Here is an 18,697-nt window from a genome sequence, read left to right on the forward strand (position 1 = left end):
ACAGGGGCCTGCGGTAACTCCCACTATTTTGGAACACCCCCATGAAGATCACCCCGATCCTCACGCAATTGCGTGGGCAATGCCCTGGCTTTGCCAATCACATTTCGGTGGGTGTCGATCTGGCGCTGCTACAAGGCAACCCGGATCTGCCGACACCTTCGGCCCACATGCTGCCACTGGCCGACTTGGCGAGTGAAAGCACCACCCAAAACCTCACCACCCAACCGATCCGCGACCGCTTCGAAATCGTCCTGGTGCTTGACGCCACCGACGCTACAAAAGCGCTGGATCTGTTGCACGACCTGCGCGCCGAGTTGTGGCGCGCGCTGGTCGGTTTCAAACCAGATTCGACCTACAGCGCCATCGTTTACGACGGCGGCGAGATGGTCTCGATCAACAGCAGCCGCGCCTTTTACCGGCTGCGCTTTTTTGCCGAGTTCCAGCTTGGCCGCAATCTGCCGAGTCAGCCTGCGGAGAGTTGGCACGAACGTGAACTGGACGGTTTGTCGTCCTTTACCGGGGCCACCGTGCGGGTCGATGCGATCGACCCGGCCGACCCCAACCTGAAACGCCCGGGCCCCGATGGGCGCGTGGAAATGACTTTCTCTGGAGACGTAACCCCATGAGCAATCGCATCACCGTACTGCCGGCCGCTGGCCGTGTCGTACCGGACCCGGAGGCCGGCGATCTGCTGCCGCTCGAAGGCCGTGAAGTGCTGGACAGCGCCTGGTGGCGCCGACGTCTGGCCGACGGCGATATCACCCTCAAAACCGCACCAGCCAAACAAAAGGGAGCCAAATAATGGCGATCGGATTCAGCAACATCCCCGCGGACATTCGTGTACCGCTGTTCTATGCCGAAATGGACAACTCGGCCGCCAATAGCGCGAGTTCGACCCTGCGTCGTCTGATCGTCGCTCAGGTCAACGACAACATCGCGCCGACGGAAGTCGGCAAACTGGTGCTGGTGTCCAGCGTTGCGCTGGCCAAGAGCATCGGCGGCCAAGGCTCGATGCTCGCCTCGATGTACGAGACCTTCCGCAAGGCCGACCCGATCGGTGAGATCTGGTGCCTGCCGCTACACAACACCGAAGGCGCGATCGCCAAAGGCGTGCTGACCCTGACCGGCACCGCCACTCAGGCCGGCGTGCTCAATCTGTATGTCGGCGGCGTGCGTGTGCAAGCCACCGTGGTCAACGGTGCCACCGCTGCCCAAGCGGCCACCGCCCTGGCGCAAAAAATCAACGCCACCGCCGACCTGCCGGTCAGCGCTGCCGCTGCCGAAGGTGTGGTCACCCTGAACGCCAAATGGACTGGCGACAGCGGTAACGACATCAGCCTGCAATTCAATCGCCTGGGCAAGAGCAACGGCGAAGACACCCCGGCCGGCCTGACCACTGCAGTCACCGCCATGACCGGCGGCGCCGGTGTGCCGGATCAGGTTGAAGCCATCGCGGCCCTGGGTGACGAGCCGTTCGAATTCATCGCACTGCCATGGTCCGATCTGTCGACCCTCAACACCTGGCAAGCGGTCATGGATGACAGCACCGGTCGCTGGTCGTGGGCCAAGCAACTGTTCGGTCACGTCTACAGCGCCAAACGCGGCACTGTCGGCACTCTGGTTGCTGCCGGCCAGGCACGCAATGACCAGCACATGACCATTCAGGCGCTGGAGCCGGGCGTTCCGCAACCGTTCTGGGTACAAGCCGCCGCACTGGCTGCACGCACCGCCGTATTCATCTCTGCCGACGCCAGCCGTCCGACCCAGAGCGGCAGCCTGCCGGGCGTTGACCCGGCACCGGCGAGTGAGCGCTTCACCCTGACCGAGCGTCAGTCGCTGCTCAACTACGGCATCGCCACCGCGTACTACGAAGGCGGCTACGTGCGCATCCAGCGCTCGATTACCACTTACCAGAAAAACGCTTACGGTCAGGCCGATAACTCCTACCTGGACAGCGAAACCATGCACCAGTCGGCGTTCATCGTGCGCCGTCTGCAAAGCGTGATCACCAGCAAGTACGGCCGGCACAAACTGGCCTCCGACGGCACCCGCTTCGGCGCCGGCCAGCCGATCGTCACCCCGGCGACCATTCGCGGTGAACTGATCGCGCAGTACGCCAAGCTCGAACTGGAAGGTCACGTCGAGAACGCCGAGCTGTTCGCCGAGCACCTGATCGTCGAGCGCGACGTGCAGGACCCGAGCCGCGTGAACGTGCTGTTCCCGCCGGATTACATCAACGGTCTTCGCGTGTTCGCACTGCTCAACCAGTTCCGTCTGCAGTACGACGACGCGGCTTGATCGCCGCGTTTGACCACCAGTTTTCAGCCCACCGCGTGTGGGCTTTTTTATTCAAGGGAGTAACACCATGGGTCAACTGATTGCAGGCACCTGCTACGTCAAAGTCGACGGCGCACAACTGACCATCAATGGCGGCTGCGAAGCCCCGCTGATGGCGGTCAAACGCGAAACCGTCGTACCCGGCTTCTACAAGGAAACCGACATTGCGCCGTCGTTCAAAGTGACCGCGCTGCACACCGCCGACTTCCCGCTGAAGAAGCTGATTGAAGGCACCGACATCACCGTCACCTGCGAATTCAGCAACGGCAAAGTTTACGTACTGGCCGGCGCCTATCTGGTCGAAGAGCCTGTTTCCAAAGGCGATGACGCCACCATCGAACTGAAATTCGAAGGCATCAAGGGGACCTGGCAATGAGCGGCGCCGTGAAGCTTCAGGTTGCGATCGAAGCTCATGGCGAGCCCCTGACCGAACTCCTCCTGCGCCGTCCGACGGTGCAGGAGGTGCGAGCGATCAAGGCGCTGCCGTACAAGATCGACAAGAGCGAAGAAGTCAGCCTCGACATGGACGTGGCGGCCAAATACATCGCCGTGTGCGCCGGTATTCCACCGTCGTCGGTCAACCAGCTCGATCTGGCTGACCTCAATGCGCTGAGCTGGGCCGTTGCGAGTTTTTTCATGAGTGCGGCGTCGGCGCCATCACCGACCTGATCGCCGTCGCCTATGACCTGGCCTGGTTCTGGAAGGTTGACCCCGAACAGATGATGGCCAGGCCACTGGATGTGCTCCGCGAATCGCTGGAGCACGCGCAACGGATCAATGCGATGCAGCAGGTGCAGTGATGGCAGACGAAGAGAAAAAAGTGAAAACGCCGGTGCTGATCACGGGCATCGATGAACTGTCGCCCAAACTCGGCGCCCTGCGAGTCAAGGTCGAGAGCTTCAAGAACAATCTCGAACAGACCGGCCTCGGTAAGCTGGACATCAGTGGCCTGTTCAAGGGCGGCAGCGTGATCACGCCGTTCGTGGACGGGATCAAATCGGCGGCGGCGTTTCAGGGCAAATTGACCGAAGTCAGCGACACGGCAAAAACCGTCGACCTGCCCGCTACGCCGAAAGTCGCTGCGCAAAACATGAACGTGTTCAGTGCATCGATGGAAAAGGTTTCCGCAGCCGTGGACGCGGCACTGGTGCCGGCGGTGGGCGCATTGGTGGTCGGGCTGGAACCGATGCTGACCCAGGTCGGCAGCCTGCTCGCCGACAACCCGAAACTGGTCGAAGGCCTGGCGGCGGGGGCGATTGCCTTCTCTGCCATGCAAACCGCCGTTACCGGCATGACCCAGGTGATGGACGTCATGAGCATGGTGCTCAAGACCAATCCGATCATGTTGATCGCCATGGGTATCGCAGTGGCAGCCGGTTTGATTTATGCCAACTGGACGCCGATCAGCGCTTTCTTCAAAGGCATGTGGGAGGGCGTGAAAAACATCGGTGTGAGTGCGATGGCGACGTTGCGCTCGATCCTCGATTGGCGACCGCTGGATGCGCTGGCGGCGCTGTGGTCACCGATCGAGGGATTTTTCTCCGGGATCTGGGACAAGGTCAAAGCGGTCACCGCGCCAGTGATCGACTTTTTCAAATCGGTGTTCTCGTGGACGCCCGCCGGCATGATCCTGGAAAACTGGGCGCCGCTGACCGGTCTGTTTTCGGCAATCTGGGACTTGCTCAAGGCCTTGAGTGTGCCGGTGATGACGTTCCTCAAAGGTCTGTTCGACTGGACACCGTTGGGGATGATCATCAACAACTGGGGATCGATCACCGGGTTCTTCGCCTCGATCTGGGCGGCGCTGCAACCTGCGGCGCAAGCGATCAAGGACTTCTTCGGCACGTTGTTCGACTATTCCCCACTGGGGATGATCGTCAACAACTGGGGCAGCATCGTCACGTTCTTCGAACCGATCTGGGCCGCATTGCAAACCTCGGCGCAGCAGATCAAAAGCTTCTTCCAGAGCCTGTTCGAATGGTCGCCGCTGGAACAGATCGCGATGTACTGGCAACCGATCAGCGAAGTGTTTTCGGCGCTGTGGGGCGTGGTGCAGGCGTTGGCCGCACCGGTACTCGAGTTTTTGCACAACATGTTCGAATGGACGCCGTTGGGGCAGATCATCAAGAACTGGGGGCCGATCACCGAGTGGTTCGGCGAGTTGTGGCAAAAACTGCAAACCGTGATTGCGCCGATCAAAGAGCTGTTCGACGGCGGCTTTGCCGGACTGATCGCCAAGGTCACCGGCAAGGTTGAAACGTTCACCGAAGCGCAACGCCAGACCAATGCCGAAGGCAAAGGCGAACTGGCACCCGCGTTCTTTGGGGCAACGCCGCAAGCAGCCAACGGTGCACTGCAAAGTGGTTCGTTGCCACAGAGTTCTGGCGCACTGATTCAACAAAGCGCAATCAACAACCGCACGCAACTCGAAGGCGGCCTGACCGTGCGCTTCGAAAATGCGCCGGCAGGGCTGCGTACCGATCAACCGCAAACCAATCAACCAGGGCTGGCGCTGTCTTCGCGCATCGGCTATCGCTCGCTGTCGGCAGGAGGTTCCAATGAACTGGCGTGACCGTTTGTTGCCGGCATCCTTTCGTGGTGTCGGCTTCTGGATCGATCAGGCGAAAACCCCGGTCGGTCGCAAAGGTCAGTTGCATGAATACCCGCAACGCGACCTGCCGTATTTCGAGGATCTGGGCCAGCAGGCCAAGACTCACGAAATCACGGCATTCATCATCGGCGCCGATTGCCTGGAGCAGCGCGACAAGCTGCTCAAGGCATTGGAAGCGGGCAATGGTGAACTGGTGCACCCGTGGCTCGGGCGCCTGCAAGTCAAGGTCGGTGAATGCGACATGACCCATACCCGCCAGGACGGCGGGCTGGTGACGTTCAGCCTGAAGTTCTACCCCGACCGGCCGTTGCCGTTTCCGACTGCCACCGTCAGTACGCAAAAAGTCCTGTTGGCCAAGGCTGACACTTTGCTGGGGTCAGCAGTGTCGCGTTTCGAAGAGGTCATTGTCCGGATTCAAGCGGCACGGATTGGCATTAACAATCTGCGAAACAGCCTGACCGGGGTGTTCGATGTGATTAAGGAACAGCTGAAACCACTGATCGCGCAATACAAGGAAATCACTGAACTGGTCAGAGCCGTCAAGGAGTTGCCCAAGGAAGTGGCGGCGGAGTTCAAGGGGTTGCTCGGCGATATCAAGGAGCTCAAGGCGTTCGCGAAGGAGGGCTACCGTGGCGTGATTGCCGACGTGTCCCAACAACTCGAAGCGATCCGCAAGGCTGATGCGCCGAAGATCACCACGGGCAAGGACACCAATGCGGCGGCGCAAGCCATGGCCGATCTGGTGCAGGACACTCTGATTGTCAAAGTGGCGCAATGGGTTGCCTCAATGCCGGTGGCGGCGAAACCGGTGAGGTTGCTGTCGACCCCTTCCTTGGATCAGCAGTCGAAGCAGCCGATCTCTCGACAGGAAGTGCCGGCTACCGACGATTTGCAGGCGCTTCAAAAGGACTTGGTCGAGGCGCTCCAAATGGCCAAAAACAAAGCCGGTCCAGCGCACTATCAGGCTATCAGCGACGTGCAGGATGCTCTGGTGGCGCACCTCAAAGCCGTAGCGTCATCGGGGGTGCGTCTGGTCACCAAGTCGTTTCAGGAAAGTTTGCCGGCACTGGTAGTGGCTTACAAACAATTCAGTGATGCGACACGGGTGACCGAAGTGGTCCAGCGTAACGGAGCGACCAACCCGTTGTACCTGCCACCCAACGACGTGAAAGTCTCTCGGGAGTAGTCATGGACGTAATGGACAACCATGTCACGCTGACCGTCAACAACATGGAATACGGCGGCTGGAAAAGCGTGGAAATCACCGCTGATCTGGAGCGCCAGTTCCGCACCTTCAAACTCGACATCACCTGGCAGTGGCCAGGGCAGACGGTGGATCAGCGGATCAAACCGGGTGACCCCTGCGAAGTGAAAATCGGCCAGGACCTGGTGCTCACCGGCTATGTGTTCAAGGCCCCGATCCGCTATGACGGACGCCAGATCAGCCTGAGCATCGAGGGCAGTTCCAAGACTCAGGATCTGGTCGATTGCGCTGCCAGGAACACGCCGAACCAGTGGCAGGAACAACCGCTGTTGAGCATCGTGCAGGCGCTGGCGATGGAGTACGGGCTGATGGTGGTCAATGAAATTCCCGAAACCGCGCGGCTCGCCAAGCACACCATCGTGCCGGGTGAAACGGTGTTCCAGTCGATCGACCGTTTGCTCTCGTTGCTGCGGGTGTTTTCCACCGATGACGAGCAGGGCCGGCTGGTGCTGGCCAAACCCGGCAGCGGTGGGCGGGCCAGTGATGCGCTGGAGTTGGGCAAGAATATCCTGTCGGCCAACGCCCCCATGGATCAGAGCCAGGTGTTCTCCGAATACCGAGTGATCGGCCAGCAGAAAGGTTCGGACAAGAAGAGCGGGGCGGCGGTCAGCGAGGTTGAATCCAGCGCGACCGATCTGAGCTTCAAACGACGACGCACCACGATCATCAACGAGGGCACCGCGCTGACGTTCGAACTGGCCCAGCAGCGCGCCCTGTGGGAGAGCGCCACCCGTATGGGCCGGGCGCAGACCACCACCTATCAGGTGCAGGGCTGGCGCCAGTCCAACGGCGATCTGTGGCGCCATAACACGCTGGTCAAGGTCACGGATCCGGTGCTTGGATTTGATGGCGACATGCTGATTTCCAAAGTCACGTATTCGCTGTCGGCGCAAGGCTCGGTGACCACGCTGCAAGTGGCGCCGCCGCATACCTTCGACGCCAATCCAATGCCACCGAAAAAATCCCCGGCCTGACACCGAACCCTGTAGGAGTGAGCCTGCTCGCGATAGCGTCGGCAGCCTCAACATCACAGTGCCTGACCCACCGCCATCGCGAGCAGGCTCACTCCTACAGTTGATCGCGTCGTGGCCGCCTCTTTGAAGGACACCCCATGAGCCTACTGACACGCCTGCTGGCGCGCGGCACTGTCGTGCTCGCCAATTCGGCATCCAAGCTGCAATCGCTGCAAATGCGCCTCACCGCCGGCGAAGTGAACGACGACATGGAGCATTTCGAACCCTACGGCTTTACCAGTAACCCGCTGGCCGGCGCCGAAGGTGTCGTCACTTTTCTCGGCGGCGATCGCTCCCACGCCATCGCGCTGGTCATCGCCGACCGCCGCTATCGCCTGCAATCGCTGGCGTCGGGCGAAGTGGCGATCTACACCGACGAGGGCGACAAGATTCATTTCAAACGCGGGCGGATCATCGACATCGAAACCGCCACGCTGAACATCCGCGCCAGCAGCGCGGTGAACTTCGATACGCCGGTGATCAACCAGACCGGCAAGATCGTTTCCACCGGCGATCAGTTGGCCGGCGGCATCAGCCAGATCAAACACGTGCACGTCGGCGTACAGGCCGGCAGCGGCCAGACCGGCGCGCCGGCAGGAGGCAAGTGATGCTGATCAGCCCGAACCTCCACGCCGCGCTGACCCGCGCCGTACTCATCAGCCTGTTCACCTGGCGCCGCGCCGCCGATGACGACGCCCTCGACGACGAAGAACGTTTCGGCTGGTGGGGCGATACCTTTCCCACCGTCGCCGACGATCGCATCGGCTCGCGGCTGTGGCTGTTGCGCCGGGTCAAGCTGACCCGACAAACGCAGATGGACGCCGAGTTCTATGCCCGCGAAGCCTTGCAGTGGCTGATCGACGACGGCCACTGCAGCGCCATCGACATCATCAGCGAACGCCTCGACGCCCAGCGCCTGAACCTGCGCACGGTCCTGACCCTGGCCGACGGCGAACGTCTGGACATCAACCCCGATAACAGTTGGCAGGTGATCTATGCCGTTTGAAACCCCTTCGCTGCCGGTGCTGATCAAGCGCACCCAAAGCGACCTGGCCGGCGATTCGCTGCGCCAGTCCGATGCGCAAGTGCTGGCCCGTACCCTCGGTGGCGCGGCTTATGGTCTGTACGGTTATCTCGACTGGATTGCCGAGCAGATCCTGCCCGACAAGGCCGATGAGTCGACCCTGGAGCGCATCGCCGCACTGCGTTTGAACCAACCGCGCAAACCCGCGCAAGTCGCCACCGGCAGCGTCAGCTTTACCGCCACTGCCGGTGCGGTGCTGGATGTCGACACGTTGCTCCAAGCGAGCGATGGCCGCACCTACAAAGTCACCACCGCACGCACGACCGTCAATGGCAGCAACACCACCACGATCGCCGCGCTCGATGCCGGCAGTCTGGGCAATGCCGACGCCGGTCTGGCGCTGACACCGGTGCAGCCGATTGCCGGTGTGGTCGGCAACAGCTTTGTCGTGCTGGCACCGGGACTCAGCGGCGGCGTGGCGCGGGAAAGTCTGGAGTCGCTGCGTTCGCGGGTGATCCGTTCCTACCGCGTTATTCCCCATGGCGGCTCGGCCAGTGACTACGAGACCTGGGCACTGGAAGTGCCGGGCGTAACGCGCGCCTGGTGTCGTGGCGGCCTGCTCGGGCCGGGCACGGTGACGGTGTTCATCATGCGTGATGAAGACCCGCAACCGGTGCCCAACGATGAGCAATTGGCGGAGGTTCAGGACTACATCGAACCGCTGCGTCCGGTGACTGCGGAAGTGCACGTGCAGCGGCCGATTCAGGTGCCGGTGGTGTATCGCTTCAAGAGCGTCAATCCGGACACCACCGCCGTGCGTGCCGCCGTTGAAGCGCAATTGCGCGACTTGCACAACCGTGAGGCCGATCTGGGTGTGCCGTTGCTGATCAGCCATATCCGCGAAGCCATCAGCAGCGCCGGTGGTGAGTACGATCACACCCTGACCGCGCCGGCCGCTGACGTGCCTGCCGGGCAAAGCGAACTGCTCACCTTCGGAGGCTGCGTATGGGGGGCATAAGAACCGCCGCGCAATATCAGGCGCAACTGCGCGCCTTGCTGCCCAGTGGCCCGGCGTGGGACCCGGAACGCGTACCGGAACTCGAAGAAGTGCTGCAAGGCGTCGCCGTCGAACTGGCCCGCCTCGATGCCCGCGCCGCCGACCTGCTCAACGAAATGGACCCGGCCGGGGTGAGCGAACTGGTGCCGGACTGGGAGCGGGTGATGAACCTGCCCGACCCGTGCCTGGGCGCCACGCCACTGTTCGACGACCGCCGCCTCGCCGTCCGCCGTCGCTTGCTCGCGGTCGGCAGCCAGGCCGTCGGCTATTACCTCGAAATCGCCAAAAGCCAGGGTTACCCCAACGCCACCATCACCGAACTCGAAGCCCCGCGAATGGGCCGTGCGCGTTTCGGCTCGGCGCATTGGGGCACGTGGGAGGCGCAGTTCATGTGGACGCTCAACACCGGCGGGCGCTTGCTGCTCGGCCGGCGTTTCGGCGCGAGCTATTGGGGTGAGCGCTTCGGCGTCAACCCGGGTTCGGCGCTGGAATGCCTGATTCACCGCAGCGCACCGGCGCATACCAAGGTGCACATCAATTATGACTAGGGAGGAATAAGCCATGGATTATCCGAACAGTGTGCCCAGCGCCGGCTTGGTGAATGGGAAGTTTGTCGATGAGAACCCGATGACCGGGACGCCGGGATCATTGATTCCGGCAGATTGGGGGAATGGGGTTACGCAGGAAATTCTCAACGTGATCAAGGCTGCGGACTTGACGCCGGACGAGAAGAAATACGATCAGTTGTTGCAGGCGATTCAAAGCGTTTCGGCCAAGGGCTGGAATCTGGATTCGGCGTTGCCGATTGGCGCCTTGCCAACCGCTACCGTTGCTACGGCAGACGGGCGATTGCCAATCACGCCGACCGCGTTTGCTACCAGTGGCGGGCGGTTATCGATTCTGCCCGGTGTACTGATCAGCCTGGGCCAGGAAGTGCTGGCAGGTCAATTGGGTCGTCCGCGTACGTTTACGACACAAGCCTGGAGCAGTGCCGATCTGTTGCCTAACTCTGGTTACTTTCTGCGTGCGCAAGTGGTTGGCGGCGCGCTGACCTTCTACATGCAGCGCGGCACGATCTATGACGCTACTCCGGAAGGTTTGAAAGGCGCGATCAATGGAGCGGCGGGAGGCGGTTTCCAATCGACGACGCTGGATCTTTGTCTGGCGTGGGTGGTGACGGCTGGTCCCGGCTCGGTGCCGATTGTCCGGCCGATTTATAACCGCAGTCGCTTGTCGTGGACGCAGACAGTTAACGGCAATGGTGTGGTTTACCTTCCACTCGATCCACATGCGCGTGCGGCGCGGCTGGTGGTGGGCAATGCGACGCCACATCCGACGGCTATCAGTTCTGTCGGGTTTGCACCCGCAGGGTGGCTCGGCGGCAATTACTGTTTCTTGAACCCGACGATTGGAACATCCAGTAACTGGGACGGCTGGGCAACTGCAAATGCACCTGTATTGATTTTCTCCAGCAACGTCGTGAGCGACACGACCGTCTCGACCCTCACTGCCAGCTTTGACCACTCTGAATTGCGCTCGCTTTGGCAGAGCTACCAGACAGAACACACTTGGGGCGCCAGCAACGCCGCAAGCGATGAACTGCTGTTCAGCATGGGGCTCAAGAGTCACGGTTTGTCTGACTATGCATCGGGTATCGCTGTCAATTTCACCGCAGCGGTCAACATCAGTTTTTCCTGGGAGTTGATTCGATGATCATCCTTCAAGAACTGCATCAGTTCGAGGACGGCTTGCGCCCGGCACAACCATCTGTTGCTCATGATTGGGATGGCGAAAAGTGGCAGCTGAATCTCGCCAGAGTCGCCGAGCTGGAACAGCAGGAAGCCGAACGCCTATGCAGCAAAGTTGATGCCGCCGCTGACAATGTTCGTACTGCACTGGCCGGCGACCCGCTCAAAGCCATGGAATACGCCCAGGCCGCCGCCGATGCTCAGGCCTATCAGGATGCCGGCTACCCGAAAAAGGAAGTGCCGCTGTCGGTCGCTGCCTGGGTGGTCAAAGGTCGCACCGCCAAACAGGCCGCCGAGCAGATTCTGAGCAAGGCCGATCAACTGACCGACCATCTGTTGGCGCTGCGTACGCTGCGCTTGAAGGCCAAAGCGCAGATTCGCGCGCAGGCTGCCAAAGGCAACATGGATCTGGCGCGCAGCGCTGGTGACGAAGCTTTGGTCGCCATTCGCGAATTGGCCAGCGGCCTTTCCAACTAAGCCGAAAGCCTTCGTTCAGCGTCACCCAAGCCCACTTCGTTGTGGGCTTTTTATTTTCAGAAAAACGGACCGTGTACAGGCACGCAAAAGACGCTGTGTCGACGCCGGTCATTTGTCATTTCAAAGGAACGAGCAACCTATGGATTATCCAAAAAGCGTCCCCAGCGTCGGCCTGGTTGATGGTCGCTTCGTCGATGAAAACCCGGTGGCGGGTACGCCGGGGTCGTTGATTCCGGCGGTGTGGGGTAACAGTGTCACCGAAGAGTTGCTAAGCGTTATCAAAGCCGCCGGAATCATTCCGGCCGAAGCCGCTACGGATCAATTGTTGGCAGCATTCAAAAAACTTCTCAGCCTGGCCAGCCCCATGGCATCGCGCGTGACGGAAGTTTCCGGAACAAAGACGTTGATTGCCGATGAGCTGGGGCTGGTCTTGATCAGTGCCAATGGGGCCGATGTAACGATCACGTTGCCGGCGGTGAACGCTCTTTCCGGTGTGCGCGACGTCATTGTCCGTCGAACCGACAACAGCGCTAACCGCTTGGTAGTGCAAGCCGCCGGCAATGATCGAGTCCGCTTTCATACTCATCTGTCGGCAAACGGCTACCCGTTTCTGGTGCTGATGGGGGCGGGCGACTGGTGGCACTTGCGCAGCGATGGTTCGGGTAACTGGTGGCCGGTGGGGCGCTTCGATGGCAGTGCGTTGGGACGAATTGTATTTGAGACGTCGACTGCGCTCAGCCCAGGTGGATATGGCGCACTCAACGGTCGTGAGTTTCTGCGTGCCGAATGGCCGTGGCTCTGGGATCACGCTGTTCAATCGGGAATGTTGCGTGCCGAAGCTGACCGCGCGGGTGGCTGGAGCAGCGGTGACGGCATCAAGACCTTTCGCGGGCCTGAGGTTCGCGGCGAGTTCCTGCGGATGCTGGATGAGCAACGCAATATTGATGCGGGCCGAGTGGCCGGCTCATGGCAGACGGGAACCAACATCGCCGGTGATAACGGCTCTGCACCGGCGGTTCACGCGATCGGCAATCTGGCGACGATCGGGGCAGATCCGACCGTTTTCCTCGGCCTGACGTACTACGTCACTGCCACTAATGCTGAAAACTTCAGCGCCCCGTATTGGGGAATGGCCCGACCTAGAAACATTGCGTATCCAGGTCGCCTGAAACTGATTTGAGGTATTTATGGCTTATTACTATGTCAACGAACTCACCGGGGAACTGACCGGGCCCGTCGAACTGCCGATTTGCCCAGGCATGGGAGTTGTTATACCGGGCAATGCAATCAAGTTGCCGCAAGTATTGCCTGCTGCGGACTCCGGGCATGCCTGGGTTTGGCGCAATGAGCGCGCCCTGCAAATGGTCGACTTGCGCAACCGCACGGTTTTTCGCAAAGACAATGGCAATCCTCAGTACTGGGCGCAATTGGGTTGCCTACCCGATCACCTCACTGCCAAGCCTAGACCGGGTATCTATCACTTCTGGAAGAGTGGCGATTGGGAACTGGATGTCGAAGCCGAGCGCACAGGCCTGATCGCGCACGCGCAAATCGATCGGGACAGCAGACTGCGCGAAGCAGTCATTCGGGTTGCGCCTCTGCAATATGCCTATGAGTTGGGCGAGGCGAGCAGTGATCAGTTAACCACTCTGCAAGCGTGGAAGCGTTATGCGCTGACGTTGGCCCGGATCGAGCATCAGCCGGATTATCCATCGGTTATTGATTGGCCTGCGCCGCCAACCGCGTAACTCGCCACTCACTTAATAAAAACCTTACAGACGGCCCTTTGCTGCCGGCATTCGGCTGCCTGTAAAACCTCGAAGGTGCCGACATGGACTATCCAAAAAACATTCCCGGCGTGGGGCTGGTCAACGGCGGCTTCGTCGATGAAAACCCGCTCGTCGGAACACCGGGATCGCTGATTCCCGCAGCGTGGGGCAACAGCGTCACACAGGAAATTCTCAATGCCATCAAGGCGGCCGGGCTGACGCCCGATGAGACGAAAACCGATCAGTTGGCGACCGCGATCGGTGCACTGGTCGATTTCACCAAACTGAAAAACACCCCGACGACCTTGAGTGGTTACGGCATCACCGACGCGGTCGGGCGGCTGCTGGCGGTCCGGCAGATCGAGACGGTCGGGATTACGGTTTACAAGCCCAACCCAAGGGCCAAACGGATTCGCGTGAGGTTGGTGGGGGCGGGTGGTTCGGGTGGCGGGTGTGGGCCTGTATCGGCAGGAAACCAAATCCTTGGTGGCGGTGGTGGCTCCGGTGCTTACGCGGAAAGCCTGTATGACGTTACTGCACAAATGCTCGCCGGCGTGCCGGTTTCGCTGGGCGCCGGTGGTGCGGTCAGCAACACCACAGGTCTGGCGGGTGGAGGTGCTTCTTTTGGCGCCTACATGAGCGTTTCGGGAGGCGGCGGTGGGCAAAAACTGGCGATCGTGACCTCGGCTACATCGTCTGGATTCATTCAAGGCGGGGTAGGCGGAATGTTAACCGGGGGCAATCTGTGCAGCTCCCGGGGCATCACGGGTGGATTCGGGATGAGTAACGCTAATTGGGGGCTGCTTTCAGGTTGCGGGGCTCCGAGTCCGTTCGACGGCGGAGCATCTTTTACCGGATCCAACACGGCTGGTAACGCAGGCATCCGTGGCTCGGGTGGCAGCGGTTCATGCTCGGTCAATGCTTCGGCTTCGGTCGTCAGTGGTGCTGGCGGTGACGCCTTCTGTGAAATCTGGGAGTACGAATAATGGCCTGTTATGCACGAGTGGAAAACGGTGTCGCGGTCGAATTGATCGATACCGGCGACTACGCGATTACTCAACTGTTTGCCCCCGCTTTCGTCGAGACGATGGTGCAGGTGCCGGAGGGCATGCACGTTGATATCGGCGCGCCCCTCAGTGAACTGCGCCATGAGCTCGCGCCGTTACCGGTCATGGGCAATCCTGTCGTCATTCCTGAAACTGTCGTCGAGGAGCAAGAGCCTTTGACGGCAGCGCGAACGTGGCGTCAGTCCAGTCTGTCGGCTACTGAATGGTTGGTGACGCGGCATCGCGACGAGCAGGCGCTGGGGCGTGGGACGACGCTCAAGGCCGCGCAGTATCTGGAGTTGCTGGAGTACCGCCAGGCGCTGCGTGACTGGCCTGAGGCTAAAGGTTTCCCGACGGCGGTTTCTCGCCCGACAGCACCGCAATGGTGGGTCGCCAATGCGGATTGACTGGTCTCAGGCATTTTTAAACAAGGAGTTGAATCATGGATTATCCAAAGAGTGTTCCTAGCGCCGGGTTGGTAGATGGCAAGTTTGTCGATGAAGATTTACTGACGGGCAAGCCAGGGTCGTTGATTCCGGCCAGTTGGGGTAATGGTGTTACGCAAGAGTTGTTGACGGTCATCCAGAGCGCAGGGCTGACACCGACGGAGGCCGCCAATAATCAACTGCTCAGTGCGCTGCGCAGCAACAACCTGTTCGTCACGGCGCCGCAATTCAATCAAGGCAAAGCGGTTGCCACTACCGAGTTCGTCGCCCGCGCGGGTCTGCAGTTTTCCGGCTTCGTTTCTTACCCGACCAGCACTGTCCTGACCGTAGCCCACGTGGGGGGCGTGGCGAGTTTCGCCAGCGCAACGCCGATCACGGCAACGTTGCCCTCCATCAATGGCATTGCCCATGCCAGCACGCTACACGTGATCAATGCGGGCAACGGTGTTCTGACCATCAACCCCGCCGCAAACGAGCAAATTGAAACCTGCAACGGCACGTTCGGGTCGCTGAAACTCGGACTCGGCGACTCCGCATGCCTGATCAAACTGGCGAGCCAATGGCGGCTGTACGGAGGGTCGATCAGCGATCGTTATGCCACGGCCCATTCGGGCGTCTATGGCAACGTCGGTTACCAACGGTTTGCCAGCGGCAACATTGAGCAATGGGGTGTCGGCACAACGGATGCGAAGGGCGAAGTCGACGTCATTTTCCCAATCTCTTTTCCTACAGCCTTTTCTTCTCTGGTGGCCACTCATGCCGGCGGTGACGGGGCGATGGTCATCCTGATTGCGGGTTCTGGAAAGCAACAAGGCTGCAAGCTCAAGGTTCGTGATTACAGCGGCAGCGTCGCTGCGGGTTGGGGCATCAATTATTACGCAAAGGGCTATTGAATGAATCCGTTCAACGTTTTGTTCAGCGCCAGCACCCGGGGCGTTTATGTACCGGGTATCAACTCAACTGACATTCCCGACGATGTCATCGAGATTCCTCAGACTTACTGGATCTCGCTGCTGCAGCAATTGGCCGTTGCGGCAAAGGTGATCGGCGTGCGTGCGGATAACGGCTATCCGATTCTGGTCGATCCTGCGCCTCCTTCGGCCGATGAAGCGGCTGACGCCGAGCGCCGTTGGCGCACCGCGCAACTGGCCGCCACCGACGGGTTGGTGGCGCGTGATCGCGATGAGTTGGAAGACGGTGGCGGCACGACGCTGACCACAGAGCAATATGCCCAATTGCAGACGTATCGCCGTGAATTGCGCGACTGGCCGCAGGGTTCCTTTTTTCCGTTCGGCGAGCATCGGCCGGTTGCGCCGAAGTGGTTGGCTGCAGCGCTGTAAGTCATCAGGAGGGTTGCAATGGATTATCCGAAAAGCGCTCCCAGCGTCGGGCTGGTGAATGGCAAGTTCGTCAATGAAGATGTTGTCGCGGGATTGCCCGGATCGTTGATCCCGGCGACCTGGGGCAACAGCGTTACCGATGAATTGTTGAACGTCGTCAAATCTGCGGGTCTTGAACCAAACGAAACCGATGCGACGCAGCTATTGCAGGCGCTGAAAAAACTCAGTCAGGCCGGTGAAGACAAGCATGCGACTGATATCGGCGCGGCCAATCTGTACATGGCCAACTACGTGCCGGCCATCACTACGTTGAAAGACGGTCTGGCGCTGCGCTTTACCGCTGGTAATGCCAACACTGGAGCCAGCACGTTCGCACCCAATGGCTTGCTGCCCAAGCCGTTATTGAGCCTTGGGCTGAGTGCATTGCGGCCAGCGGAGATTGTCGGCAGCAGTGTGTGTTCGGTGGTGTACAGCGCGGCGCTGGACAGTTGGGTGCTGGTGTATGCGAGCGGTGGTAATGCTGCGAGCGGCCGGTTGTTGGGGGTAAAGACGTTTACCGTATCCGGCACCTATGAGCCGATAGCCGGGACGAAGCACGTTCTGGTCAAGGTTGTGGGCGGTGGTGGTGGAAGTGCGGGAGTCGGGGCGACCACAACTTCCCAATATGCAACCGTGGGTGGCGGCGCCTCCGGTAGTTATGCTGAAGCGTGGTTACCTTCCGAGGCGATTGGTTCTCGTCAGGCTGTCACTGTGGGGGCTGGGGGAAGCGCGGGACAGGCCGCGGCGAATGCCGGGGGAGGAGGCACCAGTTCTTTCGGCTCGCTGGTTTCGGCTGCCGGTGGTGGAGGGGCTCCGTGGATTGGCTTTGTTGCGAACCAGGGGATGGGACTTTATACCGGAGGCTATCCCGGCCAGTCGGCCAGTGGCGGCAACATCGTCAATAGCGCGGGAAACGCCGGTGCTCCCGGGATCTCTGTCAACGGCTCAACCCTTGCTGGACACGGTGGTAACTCGCCATTGGGCGGAGGCGGTTTTGGCAGCAGTGCAGCAGGCTCTCTGGCTGCACCCGGTTCCGGTTTCGGCTCCGGTGCGGGAGGAATCGCCAACGCCCCCAATCAGCCTGGCAGACCAGGTGGCGCAGGTGCCTCGGGCGCCGTGATCATCTACGAGTACGCCTGATGAAAACCTACGCACGCATCGTCAACTCCACTGTGGTCGAGCTGTTCTCCACCGAAGGCAATATGGCCGAGATGTTTCATCCGGATCTGCTCTGGGTCGACATCACTGAAATCACTCCTGCACCGCAAATCGACTGGAGCGCCAACTTCGGCACCCTCGGTTGGTTCTTCGCATCACCCGAAGAACCTGCGCCGGACAGCACCCTGAAAACTCTGGCAAAAAAATGGCTGACAGGCATTAACCGTCAACCGTGATTCAATCGGGGCAATATCCAGGGAGGATCAAGCATTATGCAAATAACTGAAAACAACCTTATCGACATCATGCCCAACGCCCGCTCCCAAGCGGGCGTTTTTGTTTCTGCACTCAACAGCGCGATGACGCGCCGTCATATCGACTCGCCCAAACGCGTCGCGGCGTTCCTTGCGCAAGTCGGTCACGAGTCCGGGCAATTGCGCTACGTGCGCGAACTGGGCAACAACCAATACCTGAGCAAATACGACACCGGTACGTTGGCCTTGCGTCTGGGCAACACACCAGAGGCTGACGGCGACGGGCAAAAATACCGAGGGCGCGGGCTGATCCAGATCACTGGCCGCAGCAACTATCGCCAGTGCAGCGTTGGCCTGTTCGGCGATGAGCGTCTGTTGTCCCTGCCCGAACTGCTCGAACAGCCACAATGGGCCGCCGAGTCTGCGGCATGGTTCTGGGAGCAGAACGGCTTGAACGAACTGGCTGATCGCGATCAGTTCAACACCATTACCCGTCGCATCAACGGCGGGTTGAACGGTTTACAGGATCGCCTGGAAATCTGGGCACGGGCGAGGGCGGTGCTATGCCAATCCCCTGGCGAGTGATCGCTGTTGTGTTGCTGGCTGCTGGTGCCTTTGCAGCGGCCTGGCAATTTCAGGAGTGGCGCTACGGCCGACAGCTGGCCGAGCAGGCCCGGTTAAACGCCGAGACCCTTAATCAACTGACGCAGACCACCGCCACTGCGCAACAGGCTGAGCAGGATAAACGTCTGGCGCTGGAGCAACGGCTCGCGACCAGTGAACAAACCCACTACCGAGCGCTGAGCGATGCCCAACGTGATCAGGATCGCCTGCGCGATCGTCTTGCCACTGCTGATGTGCGCCTGTCAGTCCTTCTCGACGCCAGCGACGTTGCCCCAGGCTGCAACGTGCCAGCCACCGCCGGCGCCAGCGGCGTGGATCATGCAACCGTACGCGCCCGACTTGACCCGGCGCATGCTCAACGAATTATCGCCATCACCGACACCGGCGACCGTGGACTGATCGCCTTGCAGGCTTGTCAGGCCTATGTCAGAGCGCTGGCGCCCGAACATTTTGAATGAGTCTGTGTATTGAAAGCGCAACCGGCTCGTGT

Annotated in this window: 24 protein-coding genes; all 24 read left to right on the forward strand. The window is 60.4% G+C overall.

All coding sequences use genetic code 11. From position 1 onward, the window contains the following. Positions 1-41: 41 nt before the first annotated feature. The 24 genes from ACOYXH_RS02430 (at position 42) to ACOYXH_RS02545 (ending at position 18,665) form a co-directional block, all read left to right on the forward strand. Positions 42-626 (forward strand): phage tail terminator protein, encoded by a 585-nt coding sequence (locus tag ACOYXH_RS02430; RefSeq protein ID WP_095050428.1) that lies wholly within the window; start codon positions 42-44, stop codon positions 624-626. After that, positions 623-802: a DUF2635 domain-containing protein gene (locus ACOYXH_RS02435; protein WP_034154909.1), complete on the forward strand. Its 180-nt coding sequence runs from the start codon at positions 623-625 to the stop codon at positions 800-802. Before ACOYXH_RS02430 ends, ACOYXH_RS02435 begins: the two co-directional genes overlap by 4 nt. Continuing rightward, entirely contained in the window at positions 802-2,298 is a 1,497-nt protein-coding gene (locus tag ACOYXH_RS02440; RefSeq protein ID WP_095126526.1) for a phage tail sheath subtilisin-like domain-containing protein, read from the forward strand. The genes ACOYXH_RS02435 and ACOYXH_RS02440 overlap by 1 nt, the downstream gene beginning before the upstream one ends. 67 nt (positions 2,299-2,365) lie before the next feature. Continuing rightward, on the forward strand, positions 2,366-2,713 hold the full coding sequence (locus tag ACOYXH_RS02445) for a phage tail tube protein (protein ID WP_007908779.1): 348 nt from the start codon (positions 2,366-2,368) through the stop codon (positions 2,711-2,713). After that, the gene (locus tag ACOYXH_RS02450) at positions 2,710-3,006 is read left to right on the forward strand and encodes a phage tail assembly protein (protein ID WP_095050430.1); all 297 of its coding nucleotides are present in this window, start codon (positions 2,710-2,712) and stop codon (positions 3,004-3,006) included. Before ACOYXH_RS02445 ends, ACOYXH_RS02450 begins: the two co-directional genes overlap by 4 nt. Positions 3,007-3,136: 130 nt before the next feature. Further along, on the forward strand, positions 3,137-4,909 hold the full coding sequence (locus ACOYXH_RS02455; RefSeq protein ID WP_449123696.1) for a phage tail tape measure protein: 1,773 nt from the start codon (positions 3,137-3,139) through the stop codon (positions 4,907-4,909). Beyond that, the gene (locus ACOYXH_RS02460) at positions 4,896-6,134 is read left to right on the forward strand and encodes a DNA circularization protein (protein ID WP_460063171.1); all 1,239 of its coding nucleotides are present in this window, start codon (positions 4,896-4,898) and stop codon (positions 6,132-6,134) included. Before ACOYXH_RS02455 ends, ACOYXH_RS02460 begins: the two co-directional genes overlap by 14 nt. A gap of 2 nt (positions 6,135-6,136) precedes the next feature. After that, positions 6,137-7,186: a phage baseplate assembly protein gene (locus tag ACOYXH_RS02465; RefSeq protein WP_460410231.1), complete on the forward strand. Its 1,050-nt coding sequence runs from the start codon at positions 6,137-6,139 to the stop codon at positions 7,184-7,186. 137 nt (positions 7,187-7,323) lie between these two features. After that, positions 7,324-7,833 carry a phage baseplate assembly protein V gene (locus tag ACOYXH_RS02470; RefSeq protein ID WP_093436481.1) on the forward strand — a complete coding sequence of 170 codons (510 nt, stop codon included), beginning with the start codon at positions 7,324-7,326 and terminating at the stop codon, positions 7,831-7,833. Continuing rightward, the gene (locus ACOYXH_RS02475) at positions 7,833-8,231 is read left to right on the forward strand and encodes a phage GP46 family protein (protein ID WP_093436478.1); all 399 of its coding nucleotides are present in this window, start codon (positions 7,833-7,835) and stop codon (positions 8,229-8,231) included. The genes ACOYXH_RS02470 and ACOYXH_RS02475 overlap by 1 nt, the downstream gene beginning before the upstream one ends. Further along, complete coding sequence (locus ACOYXH_RS02480) at positions 8,221-9,267, forward strand: baseplate J/gp47 family protein (RefSeq protein ID WP_093436475.1); 1,047 nt, start codon at positions 8,221-8,223, stop codon at positions 9,265-9,267. The genes ACOYXH_RS02475 and ACOYXH_RS02480 overlap by 11 nt, the downstream gene beginning before the upstream one ends. Further along, a complete protein-coding gene (locus ACOYXH_RS02485; RefSeq protein ID WP_460410232.1) occupies positions 9,255-9,854 on the forward strand; it encodes a YmfQ family protein in 600 nt (199 codons plus the stop codon). Before ACOYXH_RS02480 ends, ACOYXH_RS02485 begins: the two co-directional genes overlap by 13 nt. A gap of 13 nt (positions 9,855-9,867) precedes the next feature. Next, positions 9,868-11,019 (forward strand): phage tail protein, encoded by a 1,152-nt coding sequence (locus ACOYXH_RS02490; RefSeq protein WP_460410233.1) that lies wholly within the window; start codon positions 9,868-9,870, stop codon positions 11,017-11,019. Then, complete coding sequence (locus tag ACOYXH_RS02495; RefSeq protein ID WP_220558201.1) at positions 11,016-11,531, forward strand: phage tail protein; 516 nt, start codon at positions 11,016-11,018, stop codon at positions 11,529-11,531. Before ACOYXH_RS02490 ends, ACOYXH_RS02495 begins: the two co-directional genes overlap by 4 nt. A 139-nt stretch (positions 11,532-11,670) precedes the next feature. After that, on the forward strand, positions 11,671-12,711 hold the full coding sequence (locus ACOYXH_RS02500; RefSeq protein ID WP_460410234.1) for a phage tail protein: 1,041 nt from the start codon (positions 11,671-11,673) through the stop codon (positions 12,709-12,711). A gap of 7 nt (positions 12,712-12,718) precedes the next feature. Continuing rightward, positions 12,719-13,279 carry a tail fiber assembly protein gene (locus tag ACOYXH_RS02505; RefSeq protein ID WP_460410235.1) on the forward strand — a complete coding sequence of 187 codons (561 nt, stop codon included), beginning with the start codon at positions 12,719-12,721 and terminating at the stop codon, positions 13,277-13,279. An 83-nt stretch (positions 13,280-13,362) separates the two neighbouring features. Then, positions 13,363-14,286, forward strand: a complete 924-nt coding sequence (locus ACOYXH_RS02510) for a hypothetical protein (protein ID WP_220558206.1) — start codon at positions 13,363-13,365, stop codon at positions 14,284-14,286. Beyond that, positions 14,286-14,753, forward strand: coding sequence for a phage tail assembly chaperone (locus ACOYXH_RS02515; RefSeq protein ID WP_460410236.1), 468 nt, complete (start codon positions 14,286-14,288; stop codon positions 14,751-14,753). Before ACOYXH_RS02510 ends, ACOYXH_RS02515 begins: the two co-directional genes overlap by 1 nt. A 35-nt stretch (positions 14,754-14,788) precedes the next feature. Beyond that, positions 14,789-15,685, forward strand: coding sequence for a gp53-like domain-containing protein (locus tag ACOYXH_RS02520; protein ID WP_093436451.1), 897 nt, complete (start codon positions 14,789-14,791; stop codon positions 15,683-15,685). Further along, positions 15,686-16,132 (forward strand): tail fiber assembly protein, encoded by a 447-nt coding sequence (locus ACOYXH_RS02525; RefSeq protein WP_093436448.1) that lies wholly within the window; start codon positions 15,686-15,688, stop codon positions 16,130-16,132. An 18-nt stretch (positions 16,133-16,150) separates the two neighbouring features. Next, complete coding sequence (locus ACOYXH_RS02530; protein WP_220558211.1) at positions 16,151-17,311, forward strand: glycine-rich domain-containing protein; 1,161 nt, start codon at positions 16,151-16,153, stop codon at positions 17,309-17,311. Further along, entirely contained in the window at positions 17,311-17,565 is a 255-nt protein-coding gene (locus ACOYXH_RS02535) for a hypothetical protein (RefSeq protein ID WP_220558213.1), read from the forward strand. Before ACOYXH_RS02530 ends, ACOYXH_RS02535 begins: the two co-directional genes overlap by 1 nt. A 36-nt stretch (positions 17,566-17,601) precedes the next feature. After that, positions 17,602-18,168 (forward strand): glycoside hydrolase family 19 protein, encoded by a 567-nt coding sequence (locus tag ACOYXH_RS02540; RefSeq protein WP_095126531.1) that lies wholly within the window; start codon positions 17,602-17,604, stop codon positions 18,166-18,168. Next, positions 18,147-18,665 (forward strand): lysis system i-spanin subunit Rz, encoded by a 519-nt coding sequence (locus ACOYXH_RS02545; protein WP_449123703.1) that lies wholly within the window; start codon positions 18,147-18,149, stop codon positions 18,663-18,665. The genes ACOYXH_RS02540 and ACOYXH_RS02545 overlap by 22 nt, the downstream gene beginning before the upstream one ends. The last annotated feature ends 32 nt before the right edge of the window (positions 18,666-18,697 follow it).

It is taken from the genome of Pseudomonas sp. Mb7, from assembly GCF_054790525.1.